Raw genomic sequence first — 23,378 nt, 5'->3', positions numbered from 1 at the left:
TTACAATGCTCCTCGCAAAAGGATTTTCTGATTCGCGATTCTTTCCGATCTCATCCCGATTGCATCCCCCAACGTATTCACATCGACAACGGCTGTGATGCCGCCTTCTACCGAGTTTACAATGGTCTTGAGGAAACTATTTTGCTCCTCCAGTAATGCAATTTGAGCGTCTTGGCGCTGCGTAATCGGTTCAATTGAAGGGATTTCCGGAACAGTTTGTGATAAAACCCCAAGCTCCGCCCCGGCTCTCGCCCAAATTCCGATACCGCGCTCACGATATTTAGGATCAGTCGTGATAATATGCTCGTCATAACCTCGCTCATTCAATGCAGCAAGCTTCGTTCCGCCAGATCCCGGAGACGTGCCGCCCATTTCATAACCCACATAAGGACCACCCTTAGACATAGAAACGAGCCCCGGATGATTTAAGATGCCGCCGTATCTTCTATTCAGATAGTTGATTGAAGCCAACACCTGATCAACCGGATTTTTGATATTTCCGTGCCCCGGCTCCTTATAAGCGTTGAAGGTACTCGGGATGAATTGCATAAGCCCCTGTGATGGATGCCCTGCCTTCCAGTTAGAATCCCATGTATTTACGACATTCGGGTTCCCCCCTGATTCTTTCATCGCAATTGTCTCTAATGCCGAAGCATATTGAGGTCCAAGTCCTTTTATAGATAGAGCCTCCGCAACCCACTTTTTCACGGCAGCAGAGCCGCCCCCGCCGCCTGTAAAGAATGAACCAATGGAGCCCATAAGGTTATCAACGCCGATACGCGCAAGCTTGCCAATGGCTTTTAATGGGCTACCGCTGTTTTTGGTGAACCAGCTGGGAATTAACTTGTCTGCAATGCCGAACATACCAGAAGCTTTGTCCCATAAATATTCCGAGCCTTTCATGATCCAGTCAAAATATTTACCGATACCGCCCTCATACCCCGGAAAACCGTAATTTTTCAAGAGTCGTTCCGTATGTTTATTCGGAAGAACAGAAGAACCCGGGCGAAGGTTCCGCAATTCCGGCCCGTTATCGCCTGAAAGATAAGTACCGACACCCGGCTCATGAATCAACTCGCGCCCTTTTTCACTTGTAATGGCAAGGCCGCCCGGGTGCCCGGAGGCTGACGTTCCTTTGGCGTATGCTCCAACTTGGTTACCGCCTAATGACCGGCCGGCAGTTTTTGGCGCTGACTTTTTCTTGGATTCTTTAGGCTTTGATTTCTTATCGTCACCTGAGAACAGACCTTTGATCCAGCTCCAAGCGCTGTCAACTTTGTCCATCATCTTGTCCCAGCCGTTTTTTACGTCGCCCGTTTCTGTGTCGATCTCGTCAGCGTGCTCCCCGGCTTGCGCCTTGGCTTCCTTGACAACTTTTTTGTGCATTTTCTCTGCAGCATCAATCGAATCAGTTTTCTGGCGCTTTGCCTCTTTGATCATCTTGTCTGCTTGTTCAGCGCTGATAGAGCCGGTTACATCCCGTTCATATTCGATAGCCTTTTTCGTTTCTTTGTATTTCTTTTTCGCTTCTTTCACAGAGCCATCACGGGCTTTTATACTGTTTTTGATTGTGTCTGCAGCTTGCCGCGCTGTGATATTGGATGACTCGTTTTTGAGCCGGCCGAGAATCATTTTTTGTTCAGCTTCGTTCTTACTCATTGTTTTAACAGCCGTATTCATCATGGTCTTTTGAATAGAATTGATTTTTTCTTGTTCTGACTTCGTCAAAGACCGTTTTTCAGTGCTGGCCTTGGTCAAAATGGCTTTGATCTGGTTTTGTGCATCGTTAACCTTTTTCGTTTGGTCATCCTGCTTTTTCTTCACGTTATCAAGAATGGCTTGCTGCTCTTTATTGCTCAAAGTCTTACTGCTGGAAAGGAATTTACTAAGGGATTGATAGCTCTCATTTCCTTTCGTCTGGATAGTCGTTTTGATTTTATCGCCCATCTGACTAAAATTCTTGCTGATATTGTCCGCAGCTTCTTTCGAAACCTTTTGCCCTGACCAATTCAGCTGATTCAATTGAGCAGTAGCCTTATCGTTTAAGTTTTTGTAACCCAAAACAGCTTTTGTCGTGGATTTTGAGACGCTATCCCCGAAACTATCAAGCGTCGGGATTGTTTCCTCTTTCATATGCTTATAGAGCTTGTATCCGCCTTCAGCAAGCAAGGAAACCCCCGTGATAGTCAAGCCCACAGGACCGCCCAAAGCACTGAAACCAAGGCGCGCAACGCCGGCAACACGGGCAACACTTCCGAAGCTTTTCACAAGGCCCAACGCTTTGCCGCCTAATCCGGCCAGTTTCCCGGTTGTTTGTACTGCCCCGGTACTTAATGTGGTAGCCGCGGTGCTCGCTGTCTTTGCTTTTCCTCCAAAGCCGAGAAGCCCTGTTCCAGCAGAGGCAGCGTTTTTCCCGAAGCCAAGAAGTCCTTTTCCGCCCTTTAAAATCTCAGGGAGAAACATAGTAGCGATGCTGAGGACATTGCCCCATTTCCCGCCGTATGTAGACATAGCCCCGGAAGCCGCCACAGTCGCGGTATTCATTCCTCTCATGCCCCGAGTGGTCCGAGTAACCGCAGCGTTACCTTTTGCCAAGCTCACAGAGGCCGCAGCGTTTGTCGCTGCCAGCTGTGCTGTAGTCGTGCGTGTCAATGCTGCCTCCGCACGGTAACGGCCAAACACAGACGCACCTCGTCCCATAGCGCCTACAAGGGTGCTGACGCTTGAAACAACCGCGCCTAATGCAATGACAACCGGAGGGAATGCCGCAGCCACCAGACCGGCTATAACAACGGTATTTTGCATGGAAGGTGAAAGATTTTGAAACCACTCAGTAAAATCACCAATCATTTCACCTGTCTTTTGCAAAGCCGGTTCAATTTTATCCAGCAGTATCTCACCAACTGGAATCAAATTCGTTTGTAGCTCACGCATGTCCTTTGTCACACGGTCACCGAAGTTGTCTTTTAATGACTGACTGGCCTTTTTCGTGGCTCCGTCTACGTTGTCGAAACTGTTCTTTACATTCGCAAGCGCAGAGACGCCTTTTTGTCCTAAGTCCTCAAATTGAGTACCCATAATAGACTGACCGATCACATAGGCTTCGCTTTTGTTTTTCATGCCATCAATGTCTTTCATAACAGCAGAAAAAACCTCATCGCCGCCTTTGCCGGTCTTTTTGAATTCGGCGTACAACTCTTGTGTGCGTTTGGACAGTTTCCCCATGGCATCGTCCGCCGTCCCATCGGACAAACGGATATTCATTTCCTTGATTAAATCGCCAACCTTATCCAGTTGAAAGGCTCCGGATTCTGCGCCAGCCTCGAAAATAGAAAACATCTGCTCAACTGAAAAGCCTGCAGCAGAGAATTGATTCGAGTATTCATTGATCGAATCTAGAAACTCGTCAGAATAGTTTAAGCCCTTCTGGAAACCGGAGGTAATCAAGTCCATAGATTTATCAACGGACAGATTATCAAAAGAGTTTTGCATGGCGTTGACTGACTTTGTGATGTCATTGCCCTCCTGGTCAAACGACTCAGCAATTGTCATTGTGTCTTTCGTCACTCTTTGAACAGTCTCGCTCGATGCATCACCCAACGATTTAATGTTTCTGCGGACGTTGCTAATTACGTTTGTAACATCGCCAACGTCCTCACCGAAACCCTCTTTCCATAGGTTTGTTGCGGCTTTTGTGGCTTCCTCAGCTTCTTGTTTTGTGAGCCCCATTTGCGCTTGAATTGATCCTTGCGCTTTCTTTACGTCTGAAGCTGACTTAATTGCCATAATCCCCAGCGCCCCCATTGGAGCCGTAATTCCGGCAAAACCAACGGTCCCGATGGTTTTCATGCGATTGGCCTGTTTTTCTAAATCCTCGCCGTATTCCTTTAAAGTCTTTCCGGCTTTTGTCCAAGCAGAGTTTTGTGTATTGATTTCAACCGTAGTACGCTCTAAGGCTTGTCCAAGTCGATTATAATTAGCGACTTCTTTGTTGATTTTCTCAGCAAGATCAAGGGCTGCTTTTGAGTTATCACCCTTCTCAGCCGCCAGTTGATCATATTTTTTCTTGAGTTGCTCAATCTTTGAACCCTGTAATTGATACAGTTTGGAAAGCCCGTCTTGTTTCTGACGTAACTTATCAGAAGCATCACCTAACTGACCAAATTGGGAGGCGGAGGCTTTCATTTCACTTCGTACGAGCTTCATTTTCTCAGTGATATTTTCCATGCTGCTCGATACGCCGTTGTCATCGACACCGAGACGCATAATCATATTTCCTAGATTTTCGGTAGCCATTCCCTCACCTCCCCGTTAGAATACATGGTCAATCGGTACTACTTGGGCTTGTTCCCAAGATTTTTTTCGCTGTTGTACCGGATCATTCTTTTTCGCTTGATGCTCAAGCAGCTCAACATAAAAAGGATAGTCGCTGTTATCAATGTCATGCAGCGTCCATCCTTGCTTTAATAAATCCAAATATATGTCTTTAATTCGGTCTATTGCTTCGTCGAGGGTGACTGTTGGTTTTCCTCCATTATTTTTTCCAGAAGCTTTCCCAAGTCTAGGTCCTCTTTTTCCTTTTCAATCTCTTCCCGTGATTTATAACCTAAAATACCAACGCCGATAATGTCGTAAATCACTTCATTATGACCAATAGCATTCAAGCCATTTTCAAGCTGCTTTAAAGTGAATTTCTTTTCAAAAATCTCAACGATCAGGTTAAAATGTCTTTTTTCAACTTCTTCAATATCCGGCTTTTCTTCTTGAATGAACTTTTCAATTTCAAGTGCTTTTCTTTTGATCTTGAACGGAACAAATTCCTGCGTAAAGGTACGGAATTCACCATCAATTCTTAGTGTAATCTCTAAAGGCTTGCTCATTATTCAGTCACCCCCGCTGCATCAGTATTTGATTCATTCTTTTCAAGGGAGGCAGCTGTCGCGCCAGTTTCTTCTAATTTGCTTAAATCAAACACCTGATCAAAGAATGTATCTTTATATTCCTCAAAACCTTCCACGCTGCTATCACCTGTGATTTTAAAGACTTTATCCGCCCGCTGTACGAATGTGCCCTCGATCTCTTCCGTCTGCCCGTCAATCTTCTCTTCTTTCGTTTTCCAGTCAGCTGAAGGAATTCCGAATCTCCCTTTTGTCAGCCATACATGCCGCACATTGCCGTCTTCTTTCGTTCCTGTAAAACCGAAAGCCACATAAGGAGCAACGGCATCCTGACGCCAAGCAATAACACCCTTCACCATTTTTTGACCTGTAATATCTGACAAGACTTCTTGAGGAATTTCAGTAGTGCTGAAATTCAGCTTTGTTTCCCCGATACTTGATAAAACGATAATTGGGCCGTTATCAGCGTAAATTGTTGAATTTTCGGATGATGTATCAACTTTTGCCTGAATGGCCGGAGCAAACGGTTTGACCTCACCGTATTGAATATTTCCTTTTTCGTCTTTAATCAATTTTGCATAAACTGCATTTTCTAAACCCACGATGACGCTCATTTGTTTTCCTCCTCTAATTTAACTATGGTTCTATATAAAAAAGCTTTTCTAAACGCATCTCTTTCGCTCTCATTGAAAGAGGAAACTGTGATTCGCTTACAATTCAGAGACTTCATTTTGTTATCAACTGCCGTTTGTAACGGGCCTATGTTATCGTCAGCCTTGATCCAGATATTCACCTGAATGTCTATCTCTGACGCTCGGGCCTTATTGTCTGAATAGCTCACATCGACGTTGTCCATTTCGGCAACAAGAATGTGAGGATACTGACTGGAAAATTCGCTTGGAAACTCCCCCGCATACACCCGTCCGCCCGTTAATTGATTGATTGTTTCATCTTCATATAGTTCAGTTGCTATGACCGGCTCATAGTTGATCATGGTATCACCTCATTGCCTTTTGATACTCCCGCGCAATGGCTTGCACTATTTGTTCTTTCTTAATACGAAAAGCGCGGACGGCAAACGGATTGCCTCGGACGAATCGGCCGTTAGCAGCCACGAATCCGTCATGAACAAACCGCGCTCTCCACGCTGTTTCCTTACCGGGTCCAATATCAAAGGTGATGACATCAGGCATCGGCCGGTCTTTTTTAGGCGTCTGTCTGACTTTAATGTCATCCCTTATATGCACATGATCAATGTCAGAGACAGGAACCTCGTCTTTCATGCCTTGAGCAAGGACACGTCCGCCGGCTCTCAGTGCTTTGGGTGTTACTTTCTGCATGTCCTTTCCCTTTCTCTCCAATTGACTGATCATATCGTCCAAACCCTCAATATCAAGTGATACTCTCATTGTCCCACCCCTCGCATTGGAGCGTCATGAGTCCTTTATTTTGTAAATCCGGAATCACTTCTTTTATTTTGTAAGGCTGCCTTTTATAAACGACACGCATTTCTCCTGCTTCTATACCTTCTCGGTGCCGTATCCGGAACCAGACCGTTGTTTCTTGATGCTCTGCAGCTGCTTGGATGATCCAGCGATCCTTTGGCTGCATAATCTCAGCCCATGATTTTGCAAATAGAGTCCAGACATGTTTCGGCTTTCGAGTAACCGGGTCTTGCCCGGGCTCCCGTTTCTCAATTCTAATTCGATGTTTCAGATCCCCCGGATTCACTCCCACTGTCCTCACCTCTCATTTCCGCCGATATTATTAACGGCGTTAAAGCATCGACAGCAAGGGCCATGCTTTTCTCTGTCACCCTGTATTCATAAAAAATACCGGCAAGCAAAATAATCAGATGATCATTCTCGTACCCTGTAGCAGCTTTGATATAATTCGTGGCCGACTCCAAATAAAAAGACAGCAAAGATTCTTCTTCGCTGTCATCTAATTTCAAATGCTCTATTAACCTGTCATTAAGCCGATGTAGTGCCATCTGATAACTCCAATTTGAATACAGTCGGTTCATACGGTCCATAGACCAATTGACCATCATTCAAATGCCAGATTTTAAAGCCTACTTGGTTTGTGTCACTGTATTTCTCAAGAAGTTTGCTCACTTCCATTGAATTAATGACATCCTGAATACGGAAGGAACTAAAATCACCAAAGTAAAGGCGTGGGGTATCTGGCGTGCCGCCGTCAACATAATCAGTTACATCCACTGGATAACCCAGAATTCTATAACCGAATGCACCTTCGATATATGCTTCTCGTAACAGTGGATTTCCGTTTTTGTCTTTGATTGTTTCAACTGCTGTTAAAGCTGCTCTGTTCATCATCCAACGAGAGTTTTTGAGTTTCGATGTTGGTACGGTATTTTTCAAACGAACAAGTTTGTCATAGACTTCCATGTCAGCCGGTGTAAACGCAACTGCCTTTTGAATCAGAGAGCCCGGGTTGTCAGTAGAGTTATAGAAAAAGTTTGCTTCTTGATCAACATACGCTTTTTTCAATTCCTCAATAACCGTCTGTTCCACAGGCATATCAGTCATGGCAAGTAATTTTTTCGTAACAAGCACGAGTGCATCAGTTTCAGTAGGATTTAGTTTTACTTCATCGAAGTCAATGTCTGTTTGCGGAATAGGATTGTCTTGCGTTCTCTCGGTTTTAATCCGCTGCGCTTTGGCCTTCTTAACAAGAATAGGATATCCCTGTGTACCTTTTGTTCTAATCACAGTTCCATATTTACGCAGCAAGTTTTCTTCTTGAGCGTATGTGATAATTTCCTTTGCTAACGTCTCAGGGATTAATACTTTCCCGTTTGTTGTTTCAACACCCATTGCACGGGCCTCAGATTCACTGATGCGCCCGACAAGGTAGTTTGCAAAGGCTTTGCGCTGTTCGCCTTCTTTCGCCTTTGTACGGCTTTCAGAGGACAATGAACGCATAATATTATTAACAAGTGCATTTCTTTTCTCCGGATCAATGCCGCTGCGATTTTCATTTGGTTCAGGATCATCCCCTGTACGCCCTTCTTCGCCGCCTGCTGTTGCCTCCGGTTCATCTTCCGGATCTTCGTCGTCCTCTGGATTTTCTAACGCTTTTTTGATTTCTTCCAACTCTGCAGCTAAATCATCAACTTCCTTTTGTAGCTGTTCAACCGCAGAAGCTTCTGTTTTATCGCCTTCCAGATCAGCCCGGATTTCGTTCATTCGTGCTTCGATTGCTGCTTTACGTCTCATAAGAATCTTTTTCATTTTTTTGTAGCCTCCTGAATTTTATTAATGATCTGTTGTTTCTTCATCCGTAATTCGTGTTCTTTTTTCGCCCGTTTGTAAATATCACCGGAACGGAGAACCGCTTCAGTTTCCTCATAAGCCGGGAACGCCACCACGCTAATTTCAAAAAGCTCAACCTCTTGAATTGTCCGTGTCACCGGCTCAGTTTCATAGTTCCATTCATCCTTAATGACGTTGAAACCGAAAGAGCACTGATTAATGTCACCGCGTTCCATGCTACTGCGTAAATCGCTGGCCCATGACGTTGCCGGAGGCGTAACCGTGAATTTGAGCCCCTTGTCATCCTCTTCTAACGTTAAGGTGCCGCTGCGTGTCCGACCGAGTACATAATCCCAATTGTGATTAAACAAAGCCCTTACATCTGACTGATTCGCAAGGGCTCTCGAAAAGGCACCCGGCGCAATAACCTCAGTGAACATCCCTCCGATGTTTGCCGGGCTATTAAAAACCGCGCCGTAACCGGTTATTTGTGGCGTTTCCTTCTGTTCTTCAAGGTTTCTGATTTCCAATCCGCTAATATGAAACGTCCGTTGCTCCTTATCCATCATCCTCACCACCTTTCAGCGAACTGTCTAAACTATCCTCAAGTCGATCAAGGCCCACGAGGTCTTTACTGATATAAAGCTTGCTTGATTCTTCTGTATCCAACCGTTTGAAGCCCAACATTTCCCGGGCATCATCCGGAACAGCAATAGAGGTCCGCACCAAGTTGTAAGCAATATCGGTTTTTGTTTTCATACCGACATAATCTAAAAGATTGTGTCGCAGCTTGAGACGCAGCCCACTGTTTTTACCGAATAGCAAAATGGACAAATGTTCTTCTATATTGCGAAAGATAGGTTTTAGGCAGCTAGTGTAAAGTTTCATCATGGCTTGTTCCATGTCTTTCTCTTCGAGCTTGTCCAGCAAGTCCTTATCAAGTCCAAAGAATTTACCTAAATCCTTTTTATAAACACTCAGGTATTTCAACGTTTTTTCATCATCAACTGGCGACTCAAGCGCTTCAATTTCGTACCCTTTACCTAATGGAATTAGCTTCACTTTACCGGAATCTTCAATGTCCTCAAGTTGATCAAGAATTGCATTAACGGTTTTATTTTGTGTTTTGTTCGCCGGAGACAAATGAGCATCTAATTTAAGAAGAAAAGCCATAAGCCCGCCTTTTTTGTATTTCTCCGTTAATGCTTTTTCTGCGTTCATTACACCTTCCAGCGTCTCTTTTGCCAATTCTAAGAGGCCAACACCTTCTAAATGGCTGAGCCCAATATTTTTTATGTGCCTGACCATATTTCCCGGTACCACTTCGCCGGCAACTGTGATTTTTTCAATGCCGGAATTAGTCAACTCTGAATAAGCATTATTTAAAATGTGCAGCTGGCGCCCATCATAAAATGGGTAAACATCGCCACGGAGCAAATACACATTTGTCAGTAGCTTTTTAAATTCGAAACCGGTTAAATAATCATTCGGGCATGATAAAACCCGCAAAGCATGAGCAGCCCGCGGGTCGTTAGATTTCTTTCCTGATACTATGTCCTCAACATCAAATTCAGCTAAGGCAACTTGATCACTAATCAACTTCATTAAGTTGAAAGTATCACTGGATTTTAAGATATTTTCATCATTTACGTATGAACCATAATTAAAATAAGAGCTCCCGATGAAATCAAAACTTCTTTTGGTGAATCGGTCTAACACGCTGCGAATAATCCCCACGATTTCACCCCCTATCTATACAATTGTTGAAGCATTTCGTCATAATCATCCTCGTCAAAATCAACGAGCATCATCATTGTTTCTTTATGGGCGTTTAAAAACGCCACAAAGCCGTCAATCTTCGCTTTACTTTGCTTTTTAGATGGCCGTTTAAGCCCCTGAAAGTTCTTATCAGCAACAACGTTCTCGGTGCAATAGATAAAAAGGGGATTATCCGTCTTGATCCGCTCTTCAAACATTAAAACCTCAGCATCATCGAACGGAGCGTTAAGTACAACTGAATATTGTTTCACCTCTACACAATGCAAACCCTCGGCCTCAAGCGCTTCAATCACTTTCTGAGAGAGAGCCGGATCATAATTCACTTGTTCAACGCTATAGATTCTTGAGCACTCCACAATGTACTCCACAACCATGTCATAATCAATCGTTTTTCCGGGACACAACGTCAAAAAACCCTCCTCAGCTAAGTGCCGGTAAGGGACATTTTCTAATTTTTCACGTCCTTCGAGGTTATGATCAGGTATAAAGTACATTTGCTTAACTTTCAGCATAGACTTACCCTCGTCATTGTGGGAAGGAATATTGATAGAGACACAGGTCAAGTCTGTTGTACGGGAAAGGTCAAGACCAATGACAGCTTGTTCCCCTGACAGGTCTCCTAAATCCTTTATAATCTCACCGTTTTTATCTTCAATCATTCTTTGAACAATGTCTTTATCAAAATAGGTTCCGGTACTTCGGACGAAAATATTTAGATACTTTGCCAAAAACTCGTCCTTTCGTTCCGCACTCATTTGTGCAGTTTTAAATTCACTTTCTAAAAAGTCTGGTTGGACACTGACGCCCCAGTTTGGGTTTACTTTTTTCCAAACTTTTCGGTCATCCCATTTGTCTCCCTTATCGGGCTCAGTAATAAATGTGAAATATGAAATATCTTCTTCTTTTTCATTTTTATTGTTCAATAAGCCCCGAGCATAATCATATATTTGCAAGCCGACAGATGTTGTTCCCTTTCCGGCTGTAGAAATGATGAACATTAAAGGCTGCAGTCGGGCACCCATACCAGATTTTAATACATCGTACATATCGGCGTTATTTTGGGCGTGCACTTCATCTAGTAATACAAAGTGAGGGTTTTTCCCGTCAAGCCCTTGAGTGTTTTTGGACAAAGGCAAGATGCTATTTTCAAACTTTGTACCGCCTATGGTGTAACGGTAAATGATCGCGTTTATGTGCCCCTTAGCACCCTTATAAATCTGAGTGCGGGAATTTAAATCAGGGCTATTTTGAATAGTTGCCGCGATTTGTTTTGCTGCGATGTTAGCTTGTTCAGAATCGGTTGCAGCTGTAAAACATTCTGCGCCCTTCTCTCCATCAGCGTACATTGCATAAGTAGCAGCGCCAGCAGCCAAAACAGTTTTCCCGTTTTTCCGTGGGATTTGAACATAAACAGTTCTCACAGCCCTGACAGTCCTGCCTTTATCGTCTTTTTTATAAAAGCCATATATGTTGGTGAAGATGAATTTTTGCCATAGCTCTAATGTGATAGGCTGCCCGGCAAGTTCCCCTTTTGAGTGCTTGCAGAACGTCTCGATAAAATCCATGACTTTATTCGCCTCGTTCACATCTAACCAGACGTCTTTCCTTTTTTTCATCCTTTTGTATCGTTCAACGACTTTTATTACTGATTTACAGTGGTCTTTCTTATTCTTCAATACGTGGTCAGCATATAAATCAGCATAGTTCACACCCGGTTCTATCACTTGTCTGCCCCCCATTTTGAATTAAAATTCTGGAAGGCGTCTGTTGTAGAATTCGGTTGGCCACCGACTTGTTTTTGAAGTTTCGGAGTAAGACCAAGCTGCTCTAACAACTTGCTTTTTTTCGAATTCCAATCTGCTACTTGCTGGGCTAATGGGTGCTTCATTTCATTGGTGTGCCCTTGTTTATTCGTATGCATCCGAGTGGCCGGAAACCCTTCATCTCGCCACTTTTCGTACATATGTGTATAAACAACATGAGCATCTAAATATGTCTCGATTAGAGGTGTGAGTGTTTCGGAATAGGTGCCGGATTCTTTTAACCAAGCATGAATTTCAGTTTCTTCCTCTTTTCGAATTTTGTTTAATTTCCTCGTTTGTGCTGCACGCTGTTGTGGTGTAATTTCTTCCAATTTTCGCTCACACCCCCCTTCAAAATTTCATTTTGATATATAAACGACTCCCCCTATCCTATCCCCAAACTAAAAGTATTTTTGGAAAATAGTAGGGGGGGATTTCTTTTTATTTTTGTTTTCTTCTTCGGCGTGACACTTCGGACAATACAGTATCAAATTCTCTTCATCTAGCTTTAAGTCTGGACGTTCTGAAATCGGCTCGATGTGATGGACATGAGCATCTCGACCAAATACGAATTTGCCACAACACTGACACACGCCTTTATCACGCTGATAGACATATGCCCTCATGTCTTTCCATTCATCTGTCCTGTAAAATGATTTATTAGTAGACTGAAAGCCGTCTCTCTTTCTCTTCCTTGGCTTATGGTCAGCGCAATAGTATGTGCCTTCCTCGACTAATGAAGTGCAGCCGTTAGAAATGCAGTACCTCATTCGGCGTCAGTCGTTTCTTCTTTCTTTGTTGTTTCTGTTTTGGTGTTCTTCTGCTTTAGCTTTTCCTTTGCCTTATCTGCTGCAGGTTCTTCCGTTGGGCTTTGCTCCTTCTCAAGCTTGGCTGCTTCATCGTTTGTCATCAGGTATGAACGTTTTTCTTCTGTATCCCACACCATTACGCCGTGAGCTGTTTTATTGGTAATTTGTTTTGTCATTTAAATACACCCTTTACATCTTCATATTGTGTTCCAAATAAACGAATGCCAATTGATTCTTTTTTGACTGGATCACTTACTCTATCTAAAAGCTCTAGAGTCGTAACGAATATATCTTCTTGAGAATTAAAGAGCTTATGGATATTGAGCAAAGCATATTTCCAATTGGCAGCTCCTAAATCTCTTAGGGCTTCTTTTGTTTGTTCGGATTCATCTTTGAGTCTTATATAGAACTCTTTTCTCAAATCCATTATTTTGTCTGCTGCTTCACTGAGTTTCATGCTTAATCCTCCAACTAATGTCCAATCAATAGTTTTTTTCGGCTGTTTAATTGTTAAGCTTGGCTTTTCAACACTCATATAGGACTCTCCCCGAACACTCTTTTGAGGTCTTGGAGCCCTTATTGTCGGCCTCCCGCAACTCATAAGAGCCCCTCAATTGACCTTTTTAATTTTGGTTGTTATTCCATCAAGACATAAGAAAAACCAGAATATAAACCACGTTGTCATAAACGGGTGTTCATAGACTGCTTCCATGCTTCAATTCCTCCCAACCGGCCCGTTAATAAGAACCATGACAATACATTTGTTTTCCAACCTCGAAAAGACCTGAATCCGGCGCTTCAATCTTTCTAATCGCTACATCCTCGATTTCAGCAACAGAAATATCAAGGCTCTTATCATAAACGTAAAAACCTTGTGCGATACCTTCTTTCAATTCGCTTTTTATTTCTTCTTTTGCTTCATTTGTTAAATGTCCGACATCAGCTTGAACTAATAATAATTTCATTGTTTTTCCTCCCCTATAATCTTCTTTCGTCTATGCCAATAGCTCCTTGATTGTGGCTAATTCCACTTAATACAGGCCCAAATTCCCTATAAACAATATCAATATAGATTGGCTTACTCCCGTACTCATCGCCGGTAAGATAAGAGAAATCTACCCGGACCTTATTCTTTATTTCTTCACCTTTATAAAAAACACGAGGGACTGATTTAATATCGTCTAGCTCAATTTGTAGCAATGGCGGTTCTTTAACTTTTTGATCTGTCAAACTGCTTAAAACACTTTTTGGAATAGGTATATTCTTGCCGCCGTATTTTCCGCTGATATAGGTAATAGCATCAGTGGCAACAACAAAAGGACAAAAAGACTTTTCTTCCGAGAATGGTTTTCGCACAAATCCTGTTAACAATTGACCAAGTCCATGCAGTCTCTCAACAACACATAAAGGCACGCCTTCATCACATACAACGTTTGTGAGTCCGTCTAACGCTATCTCATTTTCATAACTGATGAATGTTAAATCTGGATGCAATTCTTGATAGTCTTTTGCAATTCTCGAATCATGCATAAGAATAGGAGAATTGTTTTCCCTCGCAAACTGGATCAATGCAGTTGTTTTGCCGAGAAGCCTTTGATTTGATCTTGTATAAATAATTTCATTGTTCTCTGCTCCCTTTTCCAATAACTCAGAAATGCTCATATATGACAGATTCAACTCCATGTAACGCCGCTCCCTTTCCACAAAATAAAAAGCGCCCTCCCATTTGGGAAAGCGCCTGTCGATTTATTGCCTATTACCATAATACATGACTGTATTCAAAATGGTGTGCCGTAATATTGCCATGTTTGTGCCGTTTGTCTGCCAAAATCAAAACTTCATCAAATTAACCTTATGTCTCTCAACGTTTGTGATTCTATATGTACCCGGTAAGCTTATTTCTTCATCTGAACCATAAAATTCAACATCATAAATTGTTTCATTACTTCTTATTTTTTCTTTAAAGAATTTGTAAGGCAGTGAATCATCAAATTCAATAATCAATTCATCTACAATCCTCTCATAATAACCAGACGATTGTATTAATTCATAGCCCGCTTTCATAGAACTGAACCTCTTCATTCAAACACTCCTTAATGATGGTTTTCACGAGAAAAGTATAACATATCCACATTATCCACGAATTACCCATATGTTTTATACTGTGCAACTCGTTGAACTGAGCCAACCCCTTGTCCTCTCTGTTTTTAACCAATATCCCTAAAATGAATTACACACCTGTTATTTTTGAGGAATTGACGAAAAATGCAAAGAAAAAGGCCCATCCTTATTGTTTTGGATGAGCCTGGTTATATTTTAAATTTCTTCATAGCGTTGTTCATGGCGTCTTGGTTGATTCCAATATAACGCAGGGTTGTCCGTTGGTCTGAGTGATTAAATATCTCCTGCAGCATAGCAACGTCCTTCGTTTGTTTGTAAAAGTGATAGCCGAATGTTTTCCTCAATGTATGGGTTCCAATATCGTCTAAACCAACATACTCAGCTGCAGCCCTGAGAATCTTGTATGCCATCGACCGGGATATTGGCTTGTTAATCCCTTCACGGCTTTTAAAGAGAAATTCATGATCCTCTTTTCCTTCGACATAGGCCTTAAATTCTCTTTGAAGAGCTGGCGTCATATCGATTCTCTTTTTCTTTTTCGTTTTCTTCTCTATGAGATTGAAGTATGGCCGTTTAGCGTCTCTCACTCTCAGCTGCAGAATATCTGATATGCGGAGCCCTGAATTGATACCGGTCACGAATAGCATGTAATTCCTCATGTTTTGCTCTTTTAAAAACCTCTTGATGTAAAAGATGCATTCCGGATCACGTATAGGCTGAACAAAATTCATTTAGAGGTTCCCCCATCCTTATATACTTCTTCTCTCAGAGCAAATGCCAACCGATATAGAGCCTTTGCCTTCACACGATAATAGCTGCGCTGGCTCAGGTCCATTTCTGCATACACTTCATAATCATACATTTCTTCCGGCTGCATATAGAGCATGACAATGATCTGCCGTTCTCTTTGAGAAAGACGGTTAACAGCTCTTTGAATCCTTTTTAGGAATTTATCACGCTGAATCTCCCAATCAAGACGTTTTAATGCTGCATCTTCCGTCGATGAATGAAATTCATTCGTAATGCTCGGCGGAACAATGCTATAAGTTGGTGTAACCTTTGGCAAAAAATCATCCGGCACCTGTAAGAGATATAACCGGTATTGATCAAGCAGCTTCTCTGCTTTTAATTTAGTCGCTTCTTCGTCAATCTGAGGAATGTTTAATGTTAATTGATTCATAGTTTTACCCTCCCGTTTATTTACGTCTTAATGCCCCGCCTTTGCCTCTTTTCAGTGTTTGCCTATCTTGACCCATCATTTGCCGCCAAAACCGTTCAGAACGCTCCTGAGCGTTTTTATTGTGCTTTTTCTTTTCCTGTTTCATGTCATCCCTCCGTTCAAATAAAAAACGGACACCAACCAAAGCACAGATTTCTCTGTACAGTGATTAGTGTCCGCAGGCGTCTCCATCTTGGACCTATATAATTTTGTATAGTATCTCCTTACCAATCATTCCGTCGATCTTCAATGACTTTGTATTGTTCTTCTGTTAATGCGATGTGTACTGGCTTATAATGCTTTTTAATGTCCGAAGCATCTGGTCCGAATTTCAATTTCCCTAAAAAACTGTAAAAATCCTCAACATCGCTATCATCAGGCATACTTTTATCCTTCCTCACGATCACAAGAGCATCTGTAATGTCCTCTATACTTACATCCAATCTTTCATCTGACCAATCCCCACAATCTGGTCCATCACATAAAAATCTTTTCTCTTTGTCTTTCGCTTCGAATACAATAGCTGGAATCGTCACTCCGCGCCCTCCTCACTCATATTCTTCGGAATAATCATCCCAACCACAACGGCACTTCACAGCGCTCCATGTGGACATTCCATCTTTAGAACGTTTTAAAAGTTTTCCTGTTTTGAATGATCTTTCATACTCGATTGTCATTTCTCCATATTCGATAAGCTGATCATTTCCGCATTTCGGACATTCTGTGTATTCACTCATTCTGCTGCCCCCTTCAATAATTGAGCCGATACAAGAATCTCTTTAAAATGTGACATTGCATGATCCCACCCGCTATAATGTCGAGGAGAATATGAGCGTTGGATGTTTTCACGCGCAGCCTCCATTTCATTGAATCCTTTGATAATTTGTTTGATATTTTGATTGTCGTCCAGTGATTGGATAGCCGCTTCCAGATAGACTGCATGATCAAGAGTTTCTTCAAGTGCATGCTGCAACCAACCGCGCAAGTCATAGGCACTAACTTGGACAGGCTGTCCGTACTTGGCAAGCCCCTTTTCCTGTTGTGCGTTTAGTTTGCTGATAACGGCTGAAATGATCGGGTTGTCGGTGTGGATCATCAATACCCCTCCTGCTGCCGCCGATGATTGACGGCGTTTTAATGAAAATCAACTGCTCCGTTTTCAGATGCCATTTCAAAAGCTTTTTTCCAATCGTCATACAAATAGAGCCACACTTCCCCCGCATCGCCTAAGGTTTTGGCGAACTCACGGGCTGCGCTGGCGTGTTCGTTGAAGTCTTTTGCCAGCTTTTTAGAAACGACAGGGCCTATCGTACCCTCGTTATCTGCAAAATTGATTAACTCCTGAAATGCGGTGTCTCCTTTGAATTCTTCTAATTTGCGACGCCACCAGCCATACCCGCTGTAACTCCCTGCGCGGAAGCTGAAACTCTCTTCCCACGTATAAAATTTGTCAGGATCAACACCTTCGCCACGACCGGGAAAGTGCTCTTCCGACCATTTCATACTTTCACCCGGTGTCCACTCTGTTCTCCAATTTTTAATGTCGCCATATTCGTCCAACTCAGGATTTTCAACAACCTTCAAATTTTTATACGCCGTAATATCTAATCCCATTTATATCTCTCCCTTATATCCGCCCGCCGACGGTTTTCATTAGATTGTCTTGCAACAGGAACATCAGATAATACCTGCCATTGTCACCATACTTCTGTTCAAAAACCTCAATTGCTTGCTGGAGAACGGGCTTGTAATCTTGTTTCATAGCTGTCACCCCCCTATTCCCAGCCGACTGCAATTACAATGAATAAAACCAAAACCATCGCCTCAATGAGCCATCCGTTTGTTTTGTCTCTTTTTGCAATAATTGCGTCATTGCCAATCATTCTTAGATCATCAGTTTGAGCAACGATCATAGGCACTTCCTCGACATTAACCTTTAAGTGTTCGGCCGCCTCATAAATTGTCATTGCTTCGTCCTTCGTGGCTTTGACTGCCCGTTGCAACTCCACTTGTAGAGGAATCATTTCGCTTCACCTACAATCTGCAGATTCTTATAATGAGCTACATGTCCGCAGGGATTTTCCCAAATATGAACTTGTCCAAAGAATCCGTCCTCAACATGATGCGTCAGCTGAGGATTTCCCATTTTTCCGCCACAAGCAGGGCATTCCCAAAGTGCATTAACTTCTTTAAATCCGATCATGAAACCATTAGAATCCCGGGCGGGAATCGTTATTTTTTTTGCTTTCATTCCGCAGCACCATCCTTTTTCCAGTCAACAATGATCTTTTTAGAATCCTCAGATATTGAATACAGAACAGGCATCTGTACAAAACGTTCTTTTGTTTCAAAGAAAGCACGGTCAAATCCGAATTTTGAAAAGTGAACCGGTATGTCCTGACCCTCAGAATGCTTACAGATTTGAAAGGCCTCTTCTTTTGTATAAAGCCCCGCACGCTGTAGAATAGCTGTGTATCCGCTGCTATTAATACCCCAAAACAAATGAACACTGCCGCCGAAATGCAAGTCTTTATATCTAGTGGTTAAAATCAGATATTCTTTCATTCCGTATCACCTACTAATGCTTTTTTTGCGGTATCTCCCCAATCCATATCAATAGGAGGTGGACAGTCTTCAAATTCTTTTGTGTAAGTTGTTTCTTCCGCGTAAAATTTTAATGCGTTTTTATAACGCCCGTTCTCAGACTGTAGCCGCTGAAGCTCTTCCCGAGTCTGTCGGAACTGATGAACCGTTACCTCCTGCTGGCGTTTGTTTTCCTCGATGATTTCCTTTAGCCCAATAACTTCATCAGCAAGAAGGTTTACCGCCTGATCCTTGCCGAGTGGTAGGCTGTTAGAACCCAGCTCGGTATAACAAACCCCTGAAATATCCTTACGAAACACAACGCCCGATAATAAAGTGAATTTATATTGGTTCATGTCCGTTCCTCCCATATCGCAGAGAGGACCGGCCCCTCTGCGTCACATTTTATATCCGATTTCAAAATCAATTCTTGAAAGATTGCCTTTTGACGTTTGCACGATTGTTTTGCCGTGCTCCGGCATTTCCGTTAACTTGAATGATCTATTGTTTCCGTCAATCACAATGACGTAATTTTTATCATCTTCAATTTGATTAAGTACCTGTTCCAGATTTTCTATATGTTTTGGACAGTTCACTGTAAACGCCCCCGTATGGTATAATAGAAGTGTCGAGTTTCTATTTTCCATACGGTGGCGTTTACTAAATGACCATCATTACATCCAATCGTTCATCGGGAAAACTTGCAGCTTTGTCTGTGGTTCTTCTGTTGGGATGATTGGATGTTTTTTTATATACTCCAAACGCTCCTCTTCCGTCATAACCCATGTAATGACTTCCCCATGCTGACGTAAATTTTTATTTTCTGTCATGTCCTCGCCTCCTTACTCTTCGTTTAATTGTTTGATGCGCAGATTGTAAAGCGTTTCAATTTCATCGTCTGACTGGCGTTCCAGAAATGCTTTTCCGTATCCACCCAAGATAGTGAGCCACTCAATCAAATGCTGACGTTCTGTCCATTTCAACGGTCCCCGCTCCCTTCTTGATTAATAATTGCATCGCAGAATTTTTATAGTCAGGCGGACATTCTTCATACCGCACGATGACCATAAGTTGGTGAATGGTTGCTTTCTCAAAAGGGAAGGCGCTGCCTGGTAAGATCATGCTCTGTCGCATCCTTTCCGAGAAGTCCGTTCCTTCGTGGCTGAATGAAGTCCCTGCTGGCTTGATCCATAACAAGGAATAGAACCTCGTCTATGTCTCTATTAAGCTCCTCTGAAATACTGATAATAGACTCATTGGCTTCCCACATTTCACGGAACCGCTTGATCTCCCAATCATTCCAGACAAAGTTTTTTTCAATGAATGGAATATACACCGGGCTATCTTGCACGAACCGCCGCAGATTATCTTTTTTACCTTTCAGATGCGTTCTCTTGATTGAAATTCGTTTATTTGCATTTAACCCATAAGGACGTGGCGGAAGTACGCGGCCTCTTGCAAAGTCAACAATCAGCAAAATGATTTCATCTGGCTTTCTATTCAGCAACTCCGCCATGTCATAAATGGATTTGCCGTCGTACCAGTAATCAACAACCTGACGCATTTGCACCAATGACCATTCAAAATTAAGATCAGTCAAAGCGATTTCTAAACGATCAGCAAGAACCGCAACGCTCATGCCAAACACTTCCTTACCGTACCGGTATACCTGTGAACAATGATCAATCTCTGTTCATGCTGCAGGTTTTTAGAAACCAGCCAGTTGTTTGGATTTAAACCATTTTGCTTGATAATGTCCTTTTGCGCGCGTGTTGGGCGCTTACCGTGTTTCACACTGCATTCCTCCTAAAGTTTTGATAGTCAGCAATTTTCTGATCAATGAGAGCAATAAGTTTATTAATCTCTTTTTTGCGTTCAGCGTCAGTAAGCTTCCGTTCTGGCTTGAGCTCCCAAACGCCGGGCATCACTGCTTGTACCACTTATCTCACCCCCTTAAATCGGCAAAGCCGGTGTCTTACGCCCTTTGTTCTTTTGCTTCTCGACAAAATCAATTTGTTCAAGATGGGCTGTGAGGCGGTTAACTGTTTTCCTGTCATAAAGCTTTGCTAAAGCAACGCCGGTAAGATTTGTTGTCACTATGGTCACCTTGCCTTGTCTGCCAGTAGAGACTCCATACCAAACCCTTGAAATGAAATCAGGTGCCGCCCTATTTTCATTATCTGTGTCGCCTACTTCGCTCCCTAAGTCATCGATGACAAGGTAATCCACTCTTGTAAGCAGCTCGATTGCCTTAGACTCCGTAAGCTTTTCAGAATCATCTTTGAAAGAATTTTTAATACGCCGCATGAGTGCGTCACTATTAACAAAAAGAGCTGATTTTGCATACTCTTCTGCACTCTTTTTGTTCAGTTCTTTAAGAGCTGATATTGCCAAGTGACTCTTCCCGGCATTTGACTCGCCAGTTAAAAAAATGTTCATGATTACGCCCTCTTTGATCTGGTCAACCAGTTCAAGCATTCGGCGTTTGTTCTGTGCATCCTCATTGTTATAACAGTGAAAGTTTTCAAATGTTGCCTTTGTCAGAGTTGGATCAGCGATTAGTGAATGTGTAGAAAGAACCTTTCTCTCTACCTGCCGGCGCCACGCCTCAGCTTCTTGTTCGATCTCCTTATTGCGCTGCTCCCTTTCGCACATTGGGCATTTTACTGAGCCGTCTCGCAGCTGCATCAGTTGAACTGGATAAGGCTTTTCTTCGCCACCGATAATCCTTGTATGTTTGTCACAGCAGACAGGATTCCCATCCTCATCAGTAAGGAATGTCATCCTCCGAGATATTTCGCCCTTGACCGCGGCTGCTTGCTCCTTTGTGATATCCTCCATGTGATAAGCCTCCTTTTTGGTTAAGGTAAGATTCAAACTTGGTTCCGAACAATGTTTCAGGCCGGAGAAACTTATTCATAGCAGGGTCATTAAGCCATTCCTCTGTTTTCACTAGGATGACGTGTTTAAAATCTTCAAAACGAAAACCGTCTTTCCAGAGTTTCTTTATAAGTTTTCTTGTTTTGTCAGTAGTATGACGGTATCGTGTACCTGCTACTTTGTTCAGCAGATCAATGATCAGTTTGTAAGGAATCTCCTCTTTTGCTTTTTTTGAAGAAGATGCCCCGTCGGGTTTACCCGACAATATATCTTTTAATTCTTTTTCTTTATCTAATTCTTTATCTATATCTGTACCGTCATGTGACGTCACGCTAACGTCATTCTTTTTTTCTGGTGCAGTTAGCTGTAATTGCTTCTTCCGTTCCCGGTATTTTCTGTTTCTTTCAGCGTTTAATTTTCTTACTCTGTCCATGCCTTCAACGTTCTGGTGTTTTTCCCAATTGGCAATAGATATGAATTTATTTTCGTCAACTTCAATCATTCCAAATTGTTGAAATGTATTTAACGCCATTCTGACAATTGGTAATGGGCGATTAAAAATTGTTGCCAACATTTCGTCGGTGTATGGGATGTTTTGATTTAGATAAATGTATCCAGAAGCATTAGTTTTCCCAGCCTGAGCAAGCAGCTTGACCCAAATAATTAAAATAGTATCTGATTCTGGCATCTGCTCTATTAACTTAATTTTTTCATCCTCAAACATCTGAGTGCTTAACTTGATCCACTTCACCTCAGACATTTTGTTCAACCCTTTCTGACTTAGTTAAAGGCCAAACTGATCTTTTACCATTGACGATTACTGAACCTAATGTATTATCTATCCTCTCGGTTCTAACCACTTTGCCACCCTGTGCTTCTAACTTACATAAAGCTTTTTCATGTAATGATTCTGATTCGCTTATAACCGTATGAAATTTTGCTTTCGACCATACTTGACTAATTAAATACATGGCACATTTACCTCCTTACTCCGATTTTCAGCTCACTTTGAACAGTTCATCTATAGATCGTCCGAAATGTTGAGCCAAAATTCGTGCTTCCGACAAAAGGAATTCTCTTTTACCGGATTCCTTTAAGTGATAGGTCTGAGGACTAATCTTCAAAATTTCAGCAATTTCACGTTGAGATTTTCTTTTTTCTTTCCTAGCAACAAAAAGATTCAAGTACAAAATAATACCTCCTTTTGGACAAAATATACCTGACAGTACATTTATTCTCCAAAAAAAATTCTTATTTTGAGACTTAGTTTTTGTTCTATTTGTTCAATAGCCTTGAACGTTGGCTTCGCTTTTCCACTTTCTATACGTGAGATATACGAAGCTGTGAAACCAAGTAACTGAGCGAAATCACTTTGTGTCATATTCCGTTTTTTTCTTACTTCCTTAAGCATTTGTCCAAATTCCTTAAGATCAAACATATGCAATCACTCTCTTTTCTTACCTGTCAGGTATATTCGTAGGTTACCACACAGGAATTTTTTATACAAGTGTTTTCCAAAAAAAATTTCTTGTGAGGAATACCCTGTGATATAATTACCTATAGGTTAAAGGGTAATTTTCAAAAAAAAAGCAGGTGTTTATTATGGAAAATCTAAAATTAGGAGAAGCCATTCGCCGCCTTAGAAAAGAGAAAAAGAAAACAATAGAAGAAATGGCTGCTGCAATAGGAATTACGCAAAGTTATCTTTCAAGAATAGAGAGGAATTTGCAAAAACCGTCAATTGAAGTAATTGAAAAAATTGCTGACTATCTCGACGTTCATAAATCATACTTGTTTTTTGATGAGGAAAGCCTTAAGAAGTATTCTGAACCAGAGAAACAATTGCTTGCTCGGAAAAGCATAACTATAGACGAACTTAAGGGATTAAATATAGTACACGAAAACGGAAGTAAAATAACAGAAGAAGAATTACAATTAGTTATTGACTACTTGAAAGAATTAAGGCAATTAAAGGAACGCCGCCTAAAAGACTTAGATTAACAAGTGCA

Annotated in this window: 43 protein-coding genes; 1 reads left to right on the top strand and 42 read right to left on the bottom strand. The window is 42.0% G+C overall.

Annotation, left to right across the window (positions count from 1 at the left end):
* The 42 genes from AC0DBE_RS17885 to AC0DBE_RS17680 form a co-directional block, all read right to left on the bottom strand.
* Complete coding sequence (locus AC0DBE_RS17885) at positions 1 to 4,296, bottom strand: phage tail tape measure protein (protein WP_472963121.1); 4,296 nt, start codon at positions 4,294 to 4,296, stop codon at positions 1 to 3.
* Positions 4,297 to 4,311: 15 nt separating this feature from the next.
* Positions 4,312 to 4,476: a hypothetical protein gene (locus AC0DBE_RS17880; RefSeq protein ID WP_160215017.1), complete on the bottom strand. Its 165-nt coding sequence runs from the start codon at positions 4,474 to 4,476 to the stop codon at positions 4,312 to 4,314.
* A 20-nt stretch (positions 4,477 to 4,496) separates the two neighbouring features.
* Entirely contained in the window at positions 4,497 to 4,880 is a 384-nt protein-coding gene (gene gpG, locus AC0DBE_RS17875; protein ID WP_017695872.1) for a phage tail assembly chaperone G, read from the bottom strand.
* Complete coding sequence (locus AC0DBE_RS17870) at positions 4,880 to 5,512, bottom strand: major tail protein (protein WP_041345000.1); 633 nt, start codon at positions 5,510 to 5,512, stop codon at positions 4,880 to 4,882. Before AC0DBE_RS17870 ends, gpG begins: the two co-directional genes overlap by 1 nt.
* On the bottom strand, positions 5,509 to 5,892 hold the full coding sequence (locus tag AC0DBE_RS17865; RefSeq protein ID WP_472963117.1) for a hypothetical protein: 384 nt from the start codon (positions 5,890 to 5,892) through the stop codon (positions 5,509 to 5,511). Before AC0DBE_RS17865 ends, AC0DBE_RS17870 begins: the two co-directional genes overlap by 4 nt.
* A gap of 4 nt (positions 5,893 to 5,896) precedes the next feature.
* The gene (locus AC0DBE_RS17860) at positions 5,897 to 6,307 is read right to left on the bottom strand and encodes an HK97-gp10 family putative phage morphogenesis protein (protein WP_042975091.1); all 411 of its coding nucleotides are present in this window, start codon (positions 6,305 to 6,307) and stop codon (positions 5,897 to 5,899) included.
* Positions 6,291 to 6,635 (bottom strand): phage head closure protein, encoded by a 345-nt coding sequence (locus tag AC0DBE_RS17855; protein ID WP_472963115.1) that lies wholly within the window; start codon positions 6,633 to 6,635, stop codon positions 6,291 to 6,293. Before AC0DBE_RS17855 ends, AC0DBE_RS17860 begins: the two co-directional genes overlap by 17 nt.
* On the bottom strand, positions 6,598 to 6,891 hold the full coding sequence (locus tag AC0DBE_RS17850; RefSeq protein WP_017695867.1) for a head-tail connector protein: 294 nt from the start codon (positions 6,889 to 6,891) through the stop codon (positions 6,598 to 6,600). Before AC0DBE_RS17850 ends, AC0DBE_RS17855 begins: the two co-directional genes overlap by 38 nt.
* Entirely contained in the window at positions 6,872 to 8,155 is a 1,284-nt protein-coding gene (locus tag AC0DBE_RS17845; RefSeq protein WP_472963113.1) for a phage major capsid protein, read from the bottom strand. The genes AC0DBE_RS17850 and AC0DBE_RS17845 overlap by 20 nt, the downstream gene beginning before the upstream one ends.
* Positions 8,152 to 8,742 (bottom strand): HK97 family phage prohead protease, encoded by a 591-nt coding sequence (locus AC0DBE_RS17840; RefSeq protein WP_472963111.1) that lies wholly within the window; start codon positions 8,740 to 8,742, stop codon positions 8,152 to 8,154. The genes AC0DBE_RS17845 and AC0DBE_RS17840 overlap by 4 nt, the downstream gene beginning before the upstream one ends.
* Complete coding sequence (locus AC0DBE_RS17835; protein WP_472963108.1) at positions 8,735 to 9,913, bottom strand: phage portal protein; 1,179 nt, start codon at positions 9,911 to 9,913, stop codon at positions 8,735 to 8,737. The genes AC0DBE_RS17840 and AC0DBE_RS17835 overlap by 8 nt, the downstream gene beginning before the upstream one ends.
* Before the next feature lie 11 nt (positions 9,914 to 9,924).
* Positions 9,925 to 11,694: a terminase large subunit gene (locus AC0DBE_RS17830; RefSeq protein ID WP_201449124.1), complete on the bottom strand. Its 1,770-nt coding sequence runs from the start codon at positions 11,692 to 11,694 to the stop codon at positions 9,925 to 9,927.
* Positions 11,676 to 12,089, bottom strand: coding sequence for a P27 family phage terminase small subunit (locus tag AC0DBE_RS17825; RefSeq protein ID WP_052719999.1), 414 nt, complete (start codon positions 12,087 to 12,089; stop codon positions 11,676 to 11,678). Before AC0DBE_RS17825 ends, AC0DBE_RS17830 begins: the two co-directional genes overlap by 19 nt.
* A gap of 69 nt (positions 12,090 to 12,158) precedes the next feature.
* Positions 12,159 to 12,527: an HNH endonuclease gene (locus tag AC0DBE_RS17820; RefSeq protein WP_124072740.1), complete on the bottom strand. Its 369-nt coding sequence runs from the start codon at positions 12,525 to 12,527 to the stop codon at positions 12,159 to 12,161.
* On the bottom strand, positions 12,524 to 12,742 hold the full coding sequence (locus AC0DBE_RS17815; protein WP_472963104.1) for a hypothetical protein: 219 nt from the start codon (positions 12,740 to 12,742) through the stop codon (positions 12,524 to 12,526). Before AC0DBE_RS17815 ends, AC0DBE_RS17820 begins: the two co-directional genes overlap by 4 nt.
* The gene (locus AC0DBE_RS17810) at positions 12,739 to 13,101 is read right to left on the bottom strand and encodes a hypothetical protein (RefSeq protein ID WP_146876869.1); all 363 of its coding nucleotides are present in this window, start codon (positions 13,099 to 13,101) and stop codon (positions 12,739 to 12,741) included. The genes AC0DBE_RS17815 and AC0DBE_RS17810 overlap by 4 nt, the downstream gene beginning before the upstream one ends.
* 202 nt (positions 13,102 to 13,303) lie before the next feature.
* Positions 13,304 to 13,531, bottom strand: a complete 228-nt coding sequence (locus AC0DBE_RS17805) for a hypothetical protein (protein ID WP_041850150.1) — start codon at positions 13,529 to 13,531, stop codon at positions 13,304 to 13,306.
* 13 nt (positions 13,532 to 13,544) lie between these two features.
* Complete coding sequence (locus AC0DBE_RS17800; protein WP_472963101.1) at positions 13,545 to 14,249, bottom strand: hypothetical protein; 705 nt, start codon at positions 14,247 to 14,249, stop codon at positions 13,545 to 13,547.
* Positions 14,250 to 14,396: 147 nt separating this feature from the next.
* Complete coding sequence (locus AC0DBE_RS17795; protein WP_146876870.1) at positions 14,397 to 14,630, bottom strand: hypothetical protein; 234 nt, start codon at positions 14,628 to 14,630, stop codon at positions 14,397 to 14,399.
* Between the two features lie 245 nt (positions 14,631 to 14,875).
* Complete coding sequence (locus AC0DBE_RS17790) at positions 14,876 to 15,418, bottom strand: tyrosine-type recombinase/integrase (RefSeq protein WP_003220264.1); 543 nt, start codon at positions 15,416 to 15,418, stop codon at positions 14,876 to 14,878.
* Complete coding sequence (locus AC0DBE_RS17785) at positions 15,415 to 15,867, bottom strand: ArpU family phage packaging/lysis transcriptional regulator (RefSeq protein ID WP_472963098.1); 453 nt, start codon at positions 15,865 to 15,867, stop codon at positions 15,415 to 15,417. Before AC0DBE_RS17785 ends, AC0DBE_RS17790 begins: the two co-directional genes overlap by 4 nt.
* Positions 15,868 to 15,883: 16 nt before the next feature.
* Positions 15,884 to 16,012, bottom strand: coding sequence for a hypothetical protein (locus AC0DBE_RS17780; RefSeq protein ID WP_472963096.1), 129 nt, complete (start codon positions 16,010 to 16,012; stop codon positions 15,884 to 15,886).
* A gap of 118 nt (positions 16,013 to 16,130) precedes the next feature.
* Complete coding sequence (locus tag AC0DBE_RS17775) at positions 16,131 to 16,442, bottom strand: hypothetical protein (RefSeq protein WP_472963093.1); 312 nt, start codon at positions 16,440 to 16,442, stop codon at positions 16,131 to 16,133.
* 12 nt (positions 16,443 to 16,454) lie between these two features.
* Complete coding sequence (locus AC0DBE_RS17770; protein WP_472963090.1) at positions 16,455 to 16,643, bottom strand: hypothetical protein; 189 nt, start codon at positions 16,641 to 16,643, stop codon at positions 16,455 to 16,457.
* Positions 16,640 to 17,002 carry a hypothetical protein gene (locus AC0DBE_RS17765; RefSeq protein ID WP_472963088.1) on the bottom strand — a complete coding sequence of 121 codons (363 nt, stop codon included), beginning with the start codon at positions 17,000 to 17,002 and terminating at the stop codon, positions 16,640 to 16,642. The genes AC0DBE_RS17770 and AC0DBE_RS17765 overlap by 4 nt, the downstream gene beginning before the upstream one ends.
* 38 nt (positions 17,003 to 17,040) lie before the next feature.
* Positions 17,041 to 17,520 carry a hypothetical protein gene (locus tag AC0DBE_RS17760; RefSeq protein ID WP_213399977.1) on the bottom strand — a complete coding sequence of 160 codons (480 nt, stop codon included), beginning with the start codon at positions 17,518 to 17,520 and terminating at the stop codon, positions 17,041 to 17,043.
* A gap of 13 nt (positions 17,521 to 17,533) precedes the next feature.
* Positions 17,534 to 17,668: a hypothetical protein gene (locus AC0DBE_RS17755; protein ID WP_472963085.1), complete on the bottom strand. Its 135-nt coding sequence runs from the start codon at positions 17,666 to 17,668 to the stop codon at positions 17,534 to 17,536.
* Between the two features lie 13 nt (positions 17,669 to 17,681).
* Entirely contained in the window at positions 17,682 to 17,930 is a 249-nt protein-coding gene (locus tag AC0DBE_RS17750) for a hypothetical protein (RefSeq protein WP_472963083.1), read from the bottom strand.
* Positions 17,927 to 18,157 carry a hypothetical protein gene (locus tag AC0DBE_RS17745; RefSeq protein WP_472963081.1) on the bottom strand — a complete coding sequence of 77 codons (231 nt, stop codon included), beginning with the start codon at positions 18,155 to 18,157 and terminating at the stop codon, positions 17,927 to 17,929. Before AC0DBE_RS17745 ends, AC0DBE_RS17750 begins: the two co-directional genes overlap by 4 nt.
* Complete coding sequence (locus AC0DBE_RS17740) at positions 18,154 to 18,471, bottom strand: hypothetical protein (RefSeq protein ID WP_472963079.1); 318 nt, start codon at positions 18,469 to 18,471, stop codon at positions 18,154 to 18,156. The genes AC0DBE_RS17745 and AC0DBE_RS17740 overlap by 4 nt, the downstream gene beginning before the upstream one ends.
* Entirely contained in the window at positions 18,468 to 18,845 is a 378-nt protein-coding gene (locus AC0DBE_RS17735; protein ID WP_472963077.1) for a hypothetical protein, read from the bottom strand. Before AC0DBE_RS17735 ends, AC0DBE_RS17740 begins: the two co-directional genes overlap by 4 nt.
* A gap of 42 nt (positions 18,846 to 18,887) precedes the next feature.
* Positions 18,888 to 19,085, bottom strand: a complete 198-nt coding sequence (locus tag AC0DBE_RS17730) for an XtrA/YqaO family protein (protein ID WP_046160674.1) — start codon at positions 19,083 to 19,085, stop codon at positions 18,888 to 18,890.
* A 78-nt stretch (positions 19,086 to 19,163) separates the two neighbouring features.
* The gene (locus AC0DBE_RS17725; RefSeq protein WP_014480890.1) at positions 19,164 to 19,319 is read right to left on the bottom strand and encodes a hypothetical protein; all 156 of its coding nucleotides are present in this window, start codon (positions 19,317 to 19,319) and stop codon (positions 19,164 to 19,166) included.
* Between the two features lie 12 nt (positions 19,320 to 19,331).
* Positions 19,332 to 19,472 (bottom strand): BH0509 family protein, encoded by a 141-nt coding sequence (locus AC0DBE_RS17720; RefSeq protein WP_141243806.1) that lies wholly within the window; start codon positions 19,470 to 19,472, stop codon positions 19,332 to 19,334.
* 107 nt (positions 19,473 to 19,579) lie between these two features.
* Positions 19,580 to 20,128 (bottom strand): hypothetical protein, encoded by a 549-nt coding sequence (locus AC0DBE_RS17715; protein ID WP_472963075.1) that lies wholly within the window; start codon positions 20,126 to 20,128, stop codon positions 19,580 to 19,582.
* The gene (locus AC0DBE_RS17710) at positions 20,125 to 20,283 is read right to left on the bottom strand and encodes a DUF6906 family protein (RefSeq protein ID WP_003220291.1); all 159 of its coding nucleotides are present in this window, start codon (positions 20,281 to 20,283) and stop codon (positions 20,125 to 20,127) included. The genes AC0DBE_RS17715 and AC0DBE_RS17710 overlap by 4 nt, the downstream gene beginning before the upstream one ends.
* A complete protein-coding gene (locus tag AC0DBE_RS17705) occupies positions 20,280 to 20,429 on the bottom strand; it encodes a hypothetical protein (RefSeq protein WP_162920077.1) in 150 nt (49 codons plus the stop codon). The genes AC0DBE_RS17710 and AC0DBE_RS17705 overlap by 4 nt, the downstream gene beginning before the upstream one ends.
* A gap of 13 nt (positions 20,430 to 20,442) precedes the next feature.
* Positions 20,443 to 21,273, bottom strand: a complete 831-nt coding sequence (locus tag AC0DBE_RS17700; protein WP_108029256.1) for an ATP-binding protein — start codon at positions 21,271 to 21,273, stop codon at positions 20,443 to 20,445.
* Entirely contained in the window at positions 21,257 to 22,129 is an 873-nt protein-coding gene (locus tag AC0DBE_RS17695) for a phage replisome organizer N-terminal domain-containing protein (RefSeq protein ID WP_472963073.1), read from the bottom strand. Before AC0DBE_RS17695 ends, AC0DBE_RS17700 begins: the two co-directional genes overlap by 17 nt.
* The gene (locus tag AC0DBE_RS17690; RefSeq protein ID WP_472963071.1) at positions 22,122 to 22,340 is read right to left on the bottom strand and encodes a hypothetical protein; all 219 of its coding nucleotides are present in this window, start codon (positions 22,338 to 22,340) and stop codon (positions 22,122 to 22,124) included. The genes AC0DBE_RS17695 and AC0DBE_RS17690 overlap by 8 nt, the downstream gene beginning before the upstream one ends.
* 27 nt (positions 22,341 to 22,367) lie before the next feature.
* On the bottom strand, positions 22,368 to 22,559 hold the full coding sequence (locus AC0DBE_RS17685; protein ID WP_472963069.1) for a helix-turn-helix transcriptional regulator: 192 nt from the start codon (positions 22,557 to 22,559) through the stop codon (positions 22,368 to 22,370).
* Between the two features lie 41 nt (positions 22,560 to 22,600).
* Positions 22,601 to 22,807: a helix-turn-helix domain-containing protein gene (locus tag AC0DBE_RS17680; protein WP_472963067.1), complete on the bottom strand. Its 207-nt coding sequence runs from the start codon at positions 22,805 to 22,807 to the stop codon at positions 22,601 to 22,603.
* Positions 22,808 to 22,971: 164 nt separating this feature from the next.
* Between AC0DBE_RS17680 and AC0DBE_RS17675 the strand changes: the two genes are divergently transcribed.
* Entirely contained in the window at positions 22,972 to 23,370 is a 399-nt protein-coding gene (locus AC0DBE_RS17675; RefSeq protein ID WP_472963065.1) for a helix-turn-helix domain-containing protein, read from the top strand.
* Positions 23,371 to 23,378: the final 8 nt, after the last annotated feature.

The organism is Bacillus sp. VA15 (genome assembly GCF_055721145.1).
The sequence above is the reverse complement of the archived record's forward strand: the minus strand, read 5'-3'. Positions and strand labels throughout refer to the sequence as shown.

Excerpts from the sequence above, each read along its gene's own strand:
- AC0DBE_RS17790 (WP_003220264.1), bottom strand. The coding sequence starts at position 15,418 with ATGAATTTTGTTCAGCCTATACGTGATCCGGAATGCATCTTTTACATC.
- AC0DBE_RS17850 (WP_017695867.1), bottom strand. The coding sequence starts at position 6,891 with ATGGCACTACATCGGCTTAATGACAGGTTAATAGAGCATTTGAAATTA.
- AC0DBE_RS17700 (WP_108029256.1), bottom strand. The coding sequence starts at position 21,273 with ATGACATTCCTTACTGATGAGGATGGGAATCCTGTCTGCTGTGACAAA.
- AC0DBE_RS17755 (WP_472963085.1), bottom strand. The coding sequence starts at position 17,668 with ATGAAACAAGATTACAAGCCCGTTCTCCAGCAAGCAATTGAGGTTTTT.
- AC0DBE_RS17885 (WP_472963121.1), bottom strand. The coding sequence starts at position 4,296 with ATGGCTACCGAAAATCTAGGAAATATGATTATGCGTCTCGGTGTCGAT.
- AC0DBE_RS17750 (WP_472963083.1), bottom strand. The coding sequence starts at position 17,930 with ATGATTCCTCTACAAGTGGAGTTGCAACGGGCAGTCAAAGCCACGAAG.
- AC0DBE_RS17870 (WP_041345000.1), bottom strand. The coding sequence starts at position 5,512 with ATGAGCGTCATCGTGGGTTTAGAAAATGCAGTTTATGCAAAATTGATT.
- AC0DBE_RS17675 (WP_472963065.1), top strand. The coding sequence starts at position 22,972 with ATGGAAAATCTAAAATTAGGAGAAGCCATTCGCCGCCTTAGAAAAGAG.
- AC0DBE_RS17740 (WP_472963079.1), bottom strand. The coding sequence starts at position 18,471 with ATGAAAGAATATCTGATTTTAACCACTAGATATAAAGACTTGCATTTC.
- AC0DBE_RS17845 (WP_472963113.1), bottom strand. The coding sequence starts at position 8,155 with ATGAAAAAGATTCTTATGAGACGTAAAGCAGCAATCGAAGCACGAATG.
- AC0DBE_RS17715 (WP_472963075.1), bottom strand. The coding sequence starts at position 20,128 with ATGAGCGTTGCGGTTCTTGCTGATCGTTTAGAAATCGCTTTGACTGAT.
- AC0DBE_RS17680 (WP_472963067.1), bottom strand. The coding sequence starts at position 22,807 with ATGTTTGATCTTAAGGAATTTGGACAAATGCTTAAGGAAGTAAGAAAA.
- AC0DBE_RS17865 (WP_472963117.1), bottom strand. The coding sequence starts at position 5,892 with ATGATCAACTATGAGCCGGTCATAGCAACTGAACTATATGAAGATGAA.
- AC0DBE_RS17810 (WP_146876869.1), bottom strand. The coding sequence starts at position 13,101 with ATGAGTGTTGAAAAGCCAAGCTTAACAATTAAACAGCCGAAAAAAACT.
- AC0DBE_RS17785 (WP_472963098.1), bottom strand. The coding sequence starts at position 15,867 with ATGAATCAATTAACATTAAACATTCCTCAGATTGACGAAGAAGCGACT.
- AC0DBE_RS17800 (WP_472963101.1), bottom strand. The coding sequence starts at position 14,249 with ATGGAGTTGAATCTGTCATATATGAGCATTTCTGAGTTATTGGAAAAG.
- AC0DBE_RS17805 (WP_041850150.1), bottom strand. The coding sequence starts at position 13,531 with ATGAAATTATTATTAGTTCAAGCTGATGTCGGACATTTAACAAATGAA.
- AC0DBE_RS17725 (WP_014480890.1), bottom strand. The coding sequence starts at position 19,319 with ATGACAGAAAATAAAAATTTACGTCAGCATGGGGAAGTCATTACATGG.
- AC0DBE_RS17795 (WP_146876870.1), bottom strand. The coding sequence starts at position 14,630 with ATGAAAGCGGGCTATGAATTAATACAATCGTCTGGTTATTATGAGAGG.
- AC0DBE_RS17830 (WP_201449124.1), bottom strand. The coding sequence starts at position 11,694 with ATGGGGGGCAGACAAGTGATAGAACCGGGTGTGAACTATGCTGATTTA.
- AC0DBE_RS17780 (WP_472963096.1), bottom strand. The coding sequence starts at position 16,012 with ATGAAACAGGAAAAGAAAAAGCACAATAAAAACGCTCAGGAGCGTTCT.
- AC0DBE_RS17840 (WP_472963111.1), bottom strand. The coding sequence starts at position 8,742 with ATGGATAAGGAGCAACGGACGTTTCATATTAGCGGATTGGAAATCAGA.
- AC0DBE_RS17860 (WP_042975091.1), bottom strand. The coding sequence starts at position 6,307 with ATGAGAGTATCACTTGATATTGAGGGTTTGGACGATATGATCAGTCAA.
- AC0DBE_RS17745 (WP_472963081.1), bottom strand. The coding sequence starts at position 18,157 with ATGAAAGCAAAAAAAATAACGATTCCCGCCCGGGATTCTAATGGTTTC.
- AC0DBE_RS17770 (WP_472963090.1), bottom strand. The coding sequence starts at position 16,643 with ATGAGTGAATACACAGAATGTCCGAAATGCGGAAATGATCAGCTTATC.
- AC0DBE_RS17820 (WP_124072740.1), bottom strand. The coding sequence starts at position 12,527 with ATGAGGTACTGCATTTCTAACGGCTGCACTTCATTAGTCGAGGAAGGC.
- AC0DBE_RS17695 (WP_472963073.1), bottom strand. The coding sequence starts at position 22,129 with ATGTCTGAGGTGAAGTGGATCAAGTTAAGCACTCAGATGTTTGAGGAT.
- AC0DBE_RS17690 (WP_472963071.1), bottom strand. The coding sequence starts at position 22,340 with ATGTATTTAATTAGTCAAGTATGGTCGAAAGCAAAATTTCATACGGTT.
- AC0DBE_RS17815 (WP_472963104.1), bottom strand. The coding sequence starts at position 12,742 with ATGACAAAACAAATTACCAATAAAACAGCTCACGGCGTAATGGTGTGG.
- AC0DBE_RS17760 (WP_213399977.1), bottom strand. The coding sequence starts at position 17,520 with ATGGGATTAGATATTACGGCGTATAAAAATTTGAAGGTTGTTGAAAAT.
- AC0DBE_RS17765 (WP_472963088.1), bottom strand. The coding sequence starts at position 17,002 with ATGATCCACACCGACAACCCGATCATTTCAGCCGTTATCAGCAAACTA.
- AC0DBE_RS17735 (WP_472963077.1), bottom strand. The coding sequence starts at position 18,845 with ATGAACCAATATAAATTCACTTTATTATCGGGCGTTGTGTTTCGTAAG.
- gpG (WP_017695872.1), bottom strand. The coding sequence starts at position 4,880 with ATGAGCAAGCCTTTAGAGATTACACTAAGAATTGATGGTGAATTCCGT.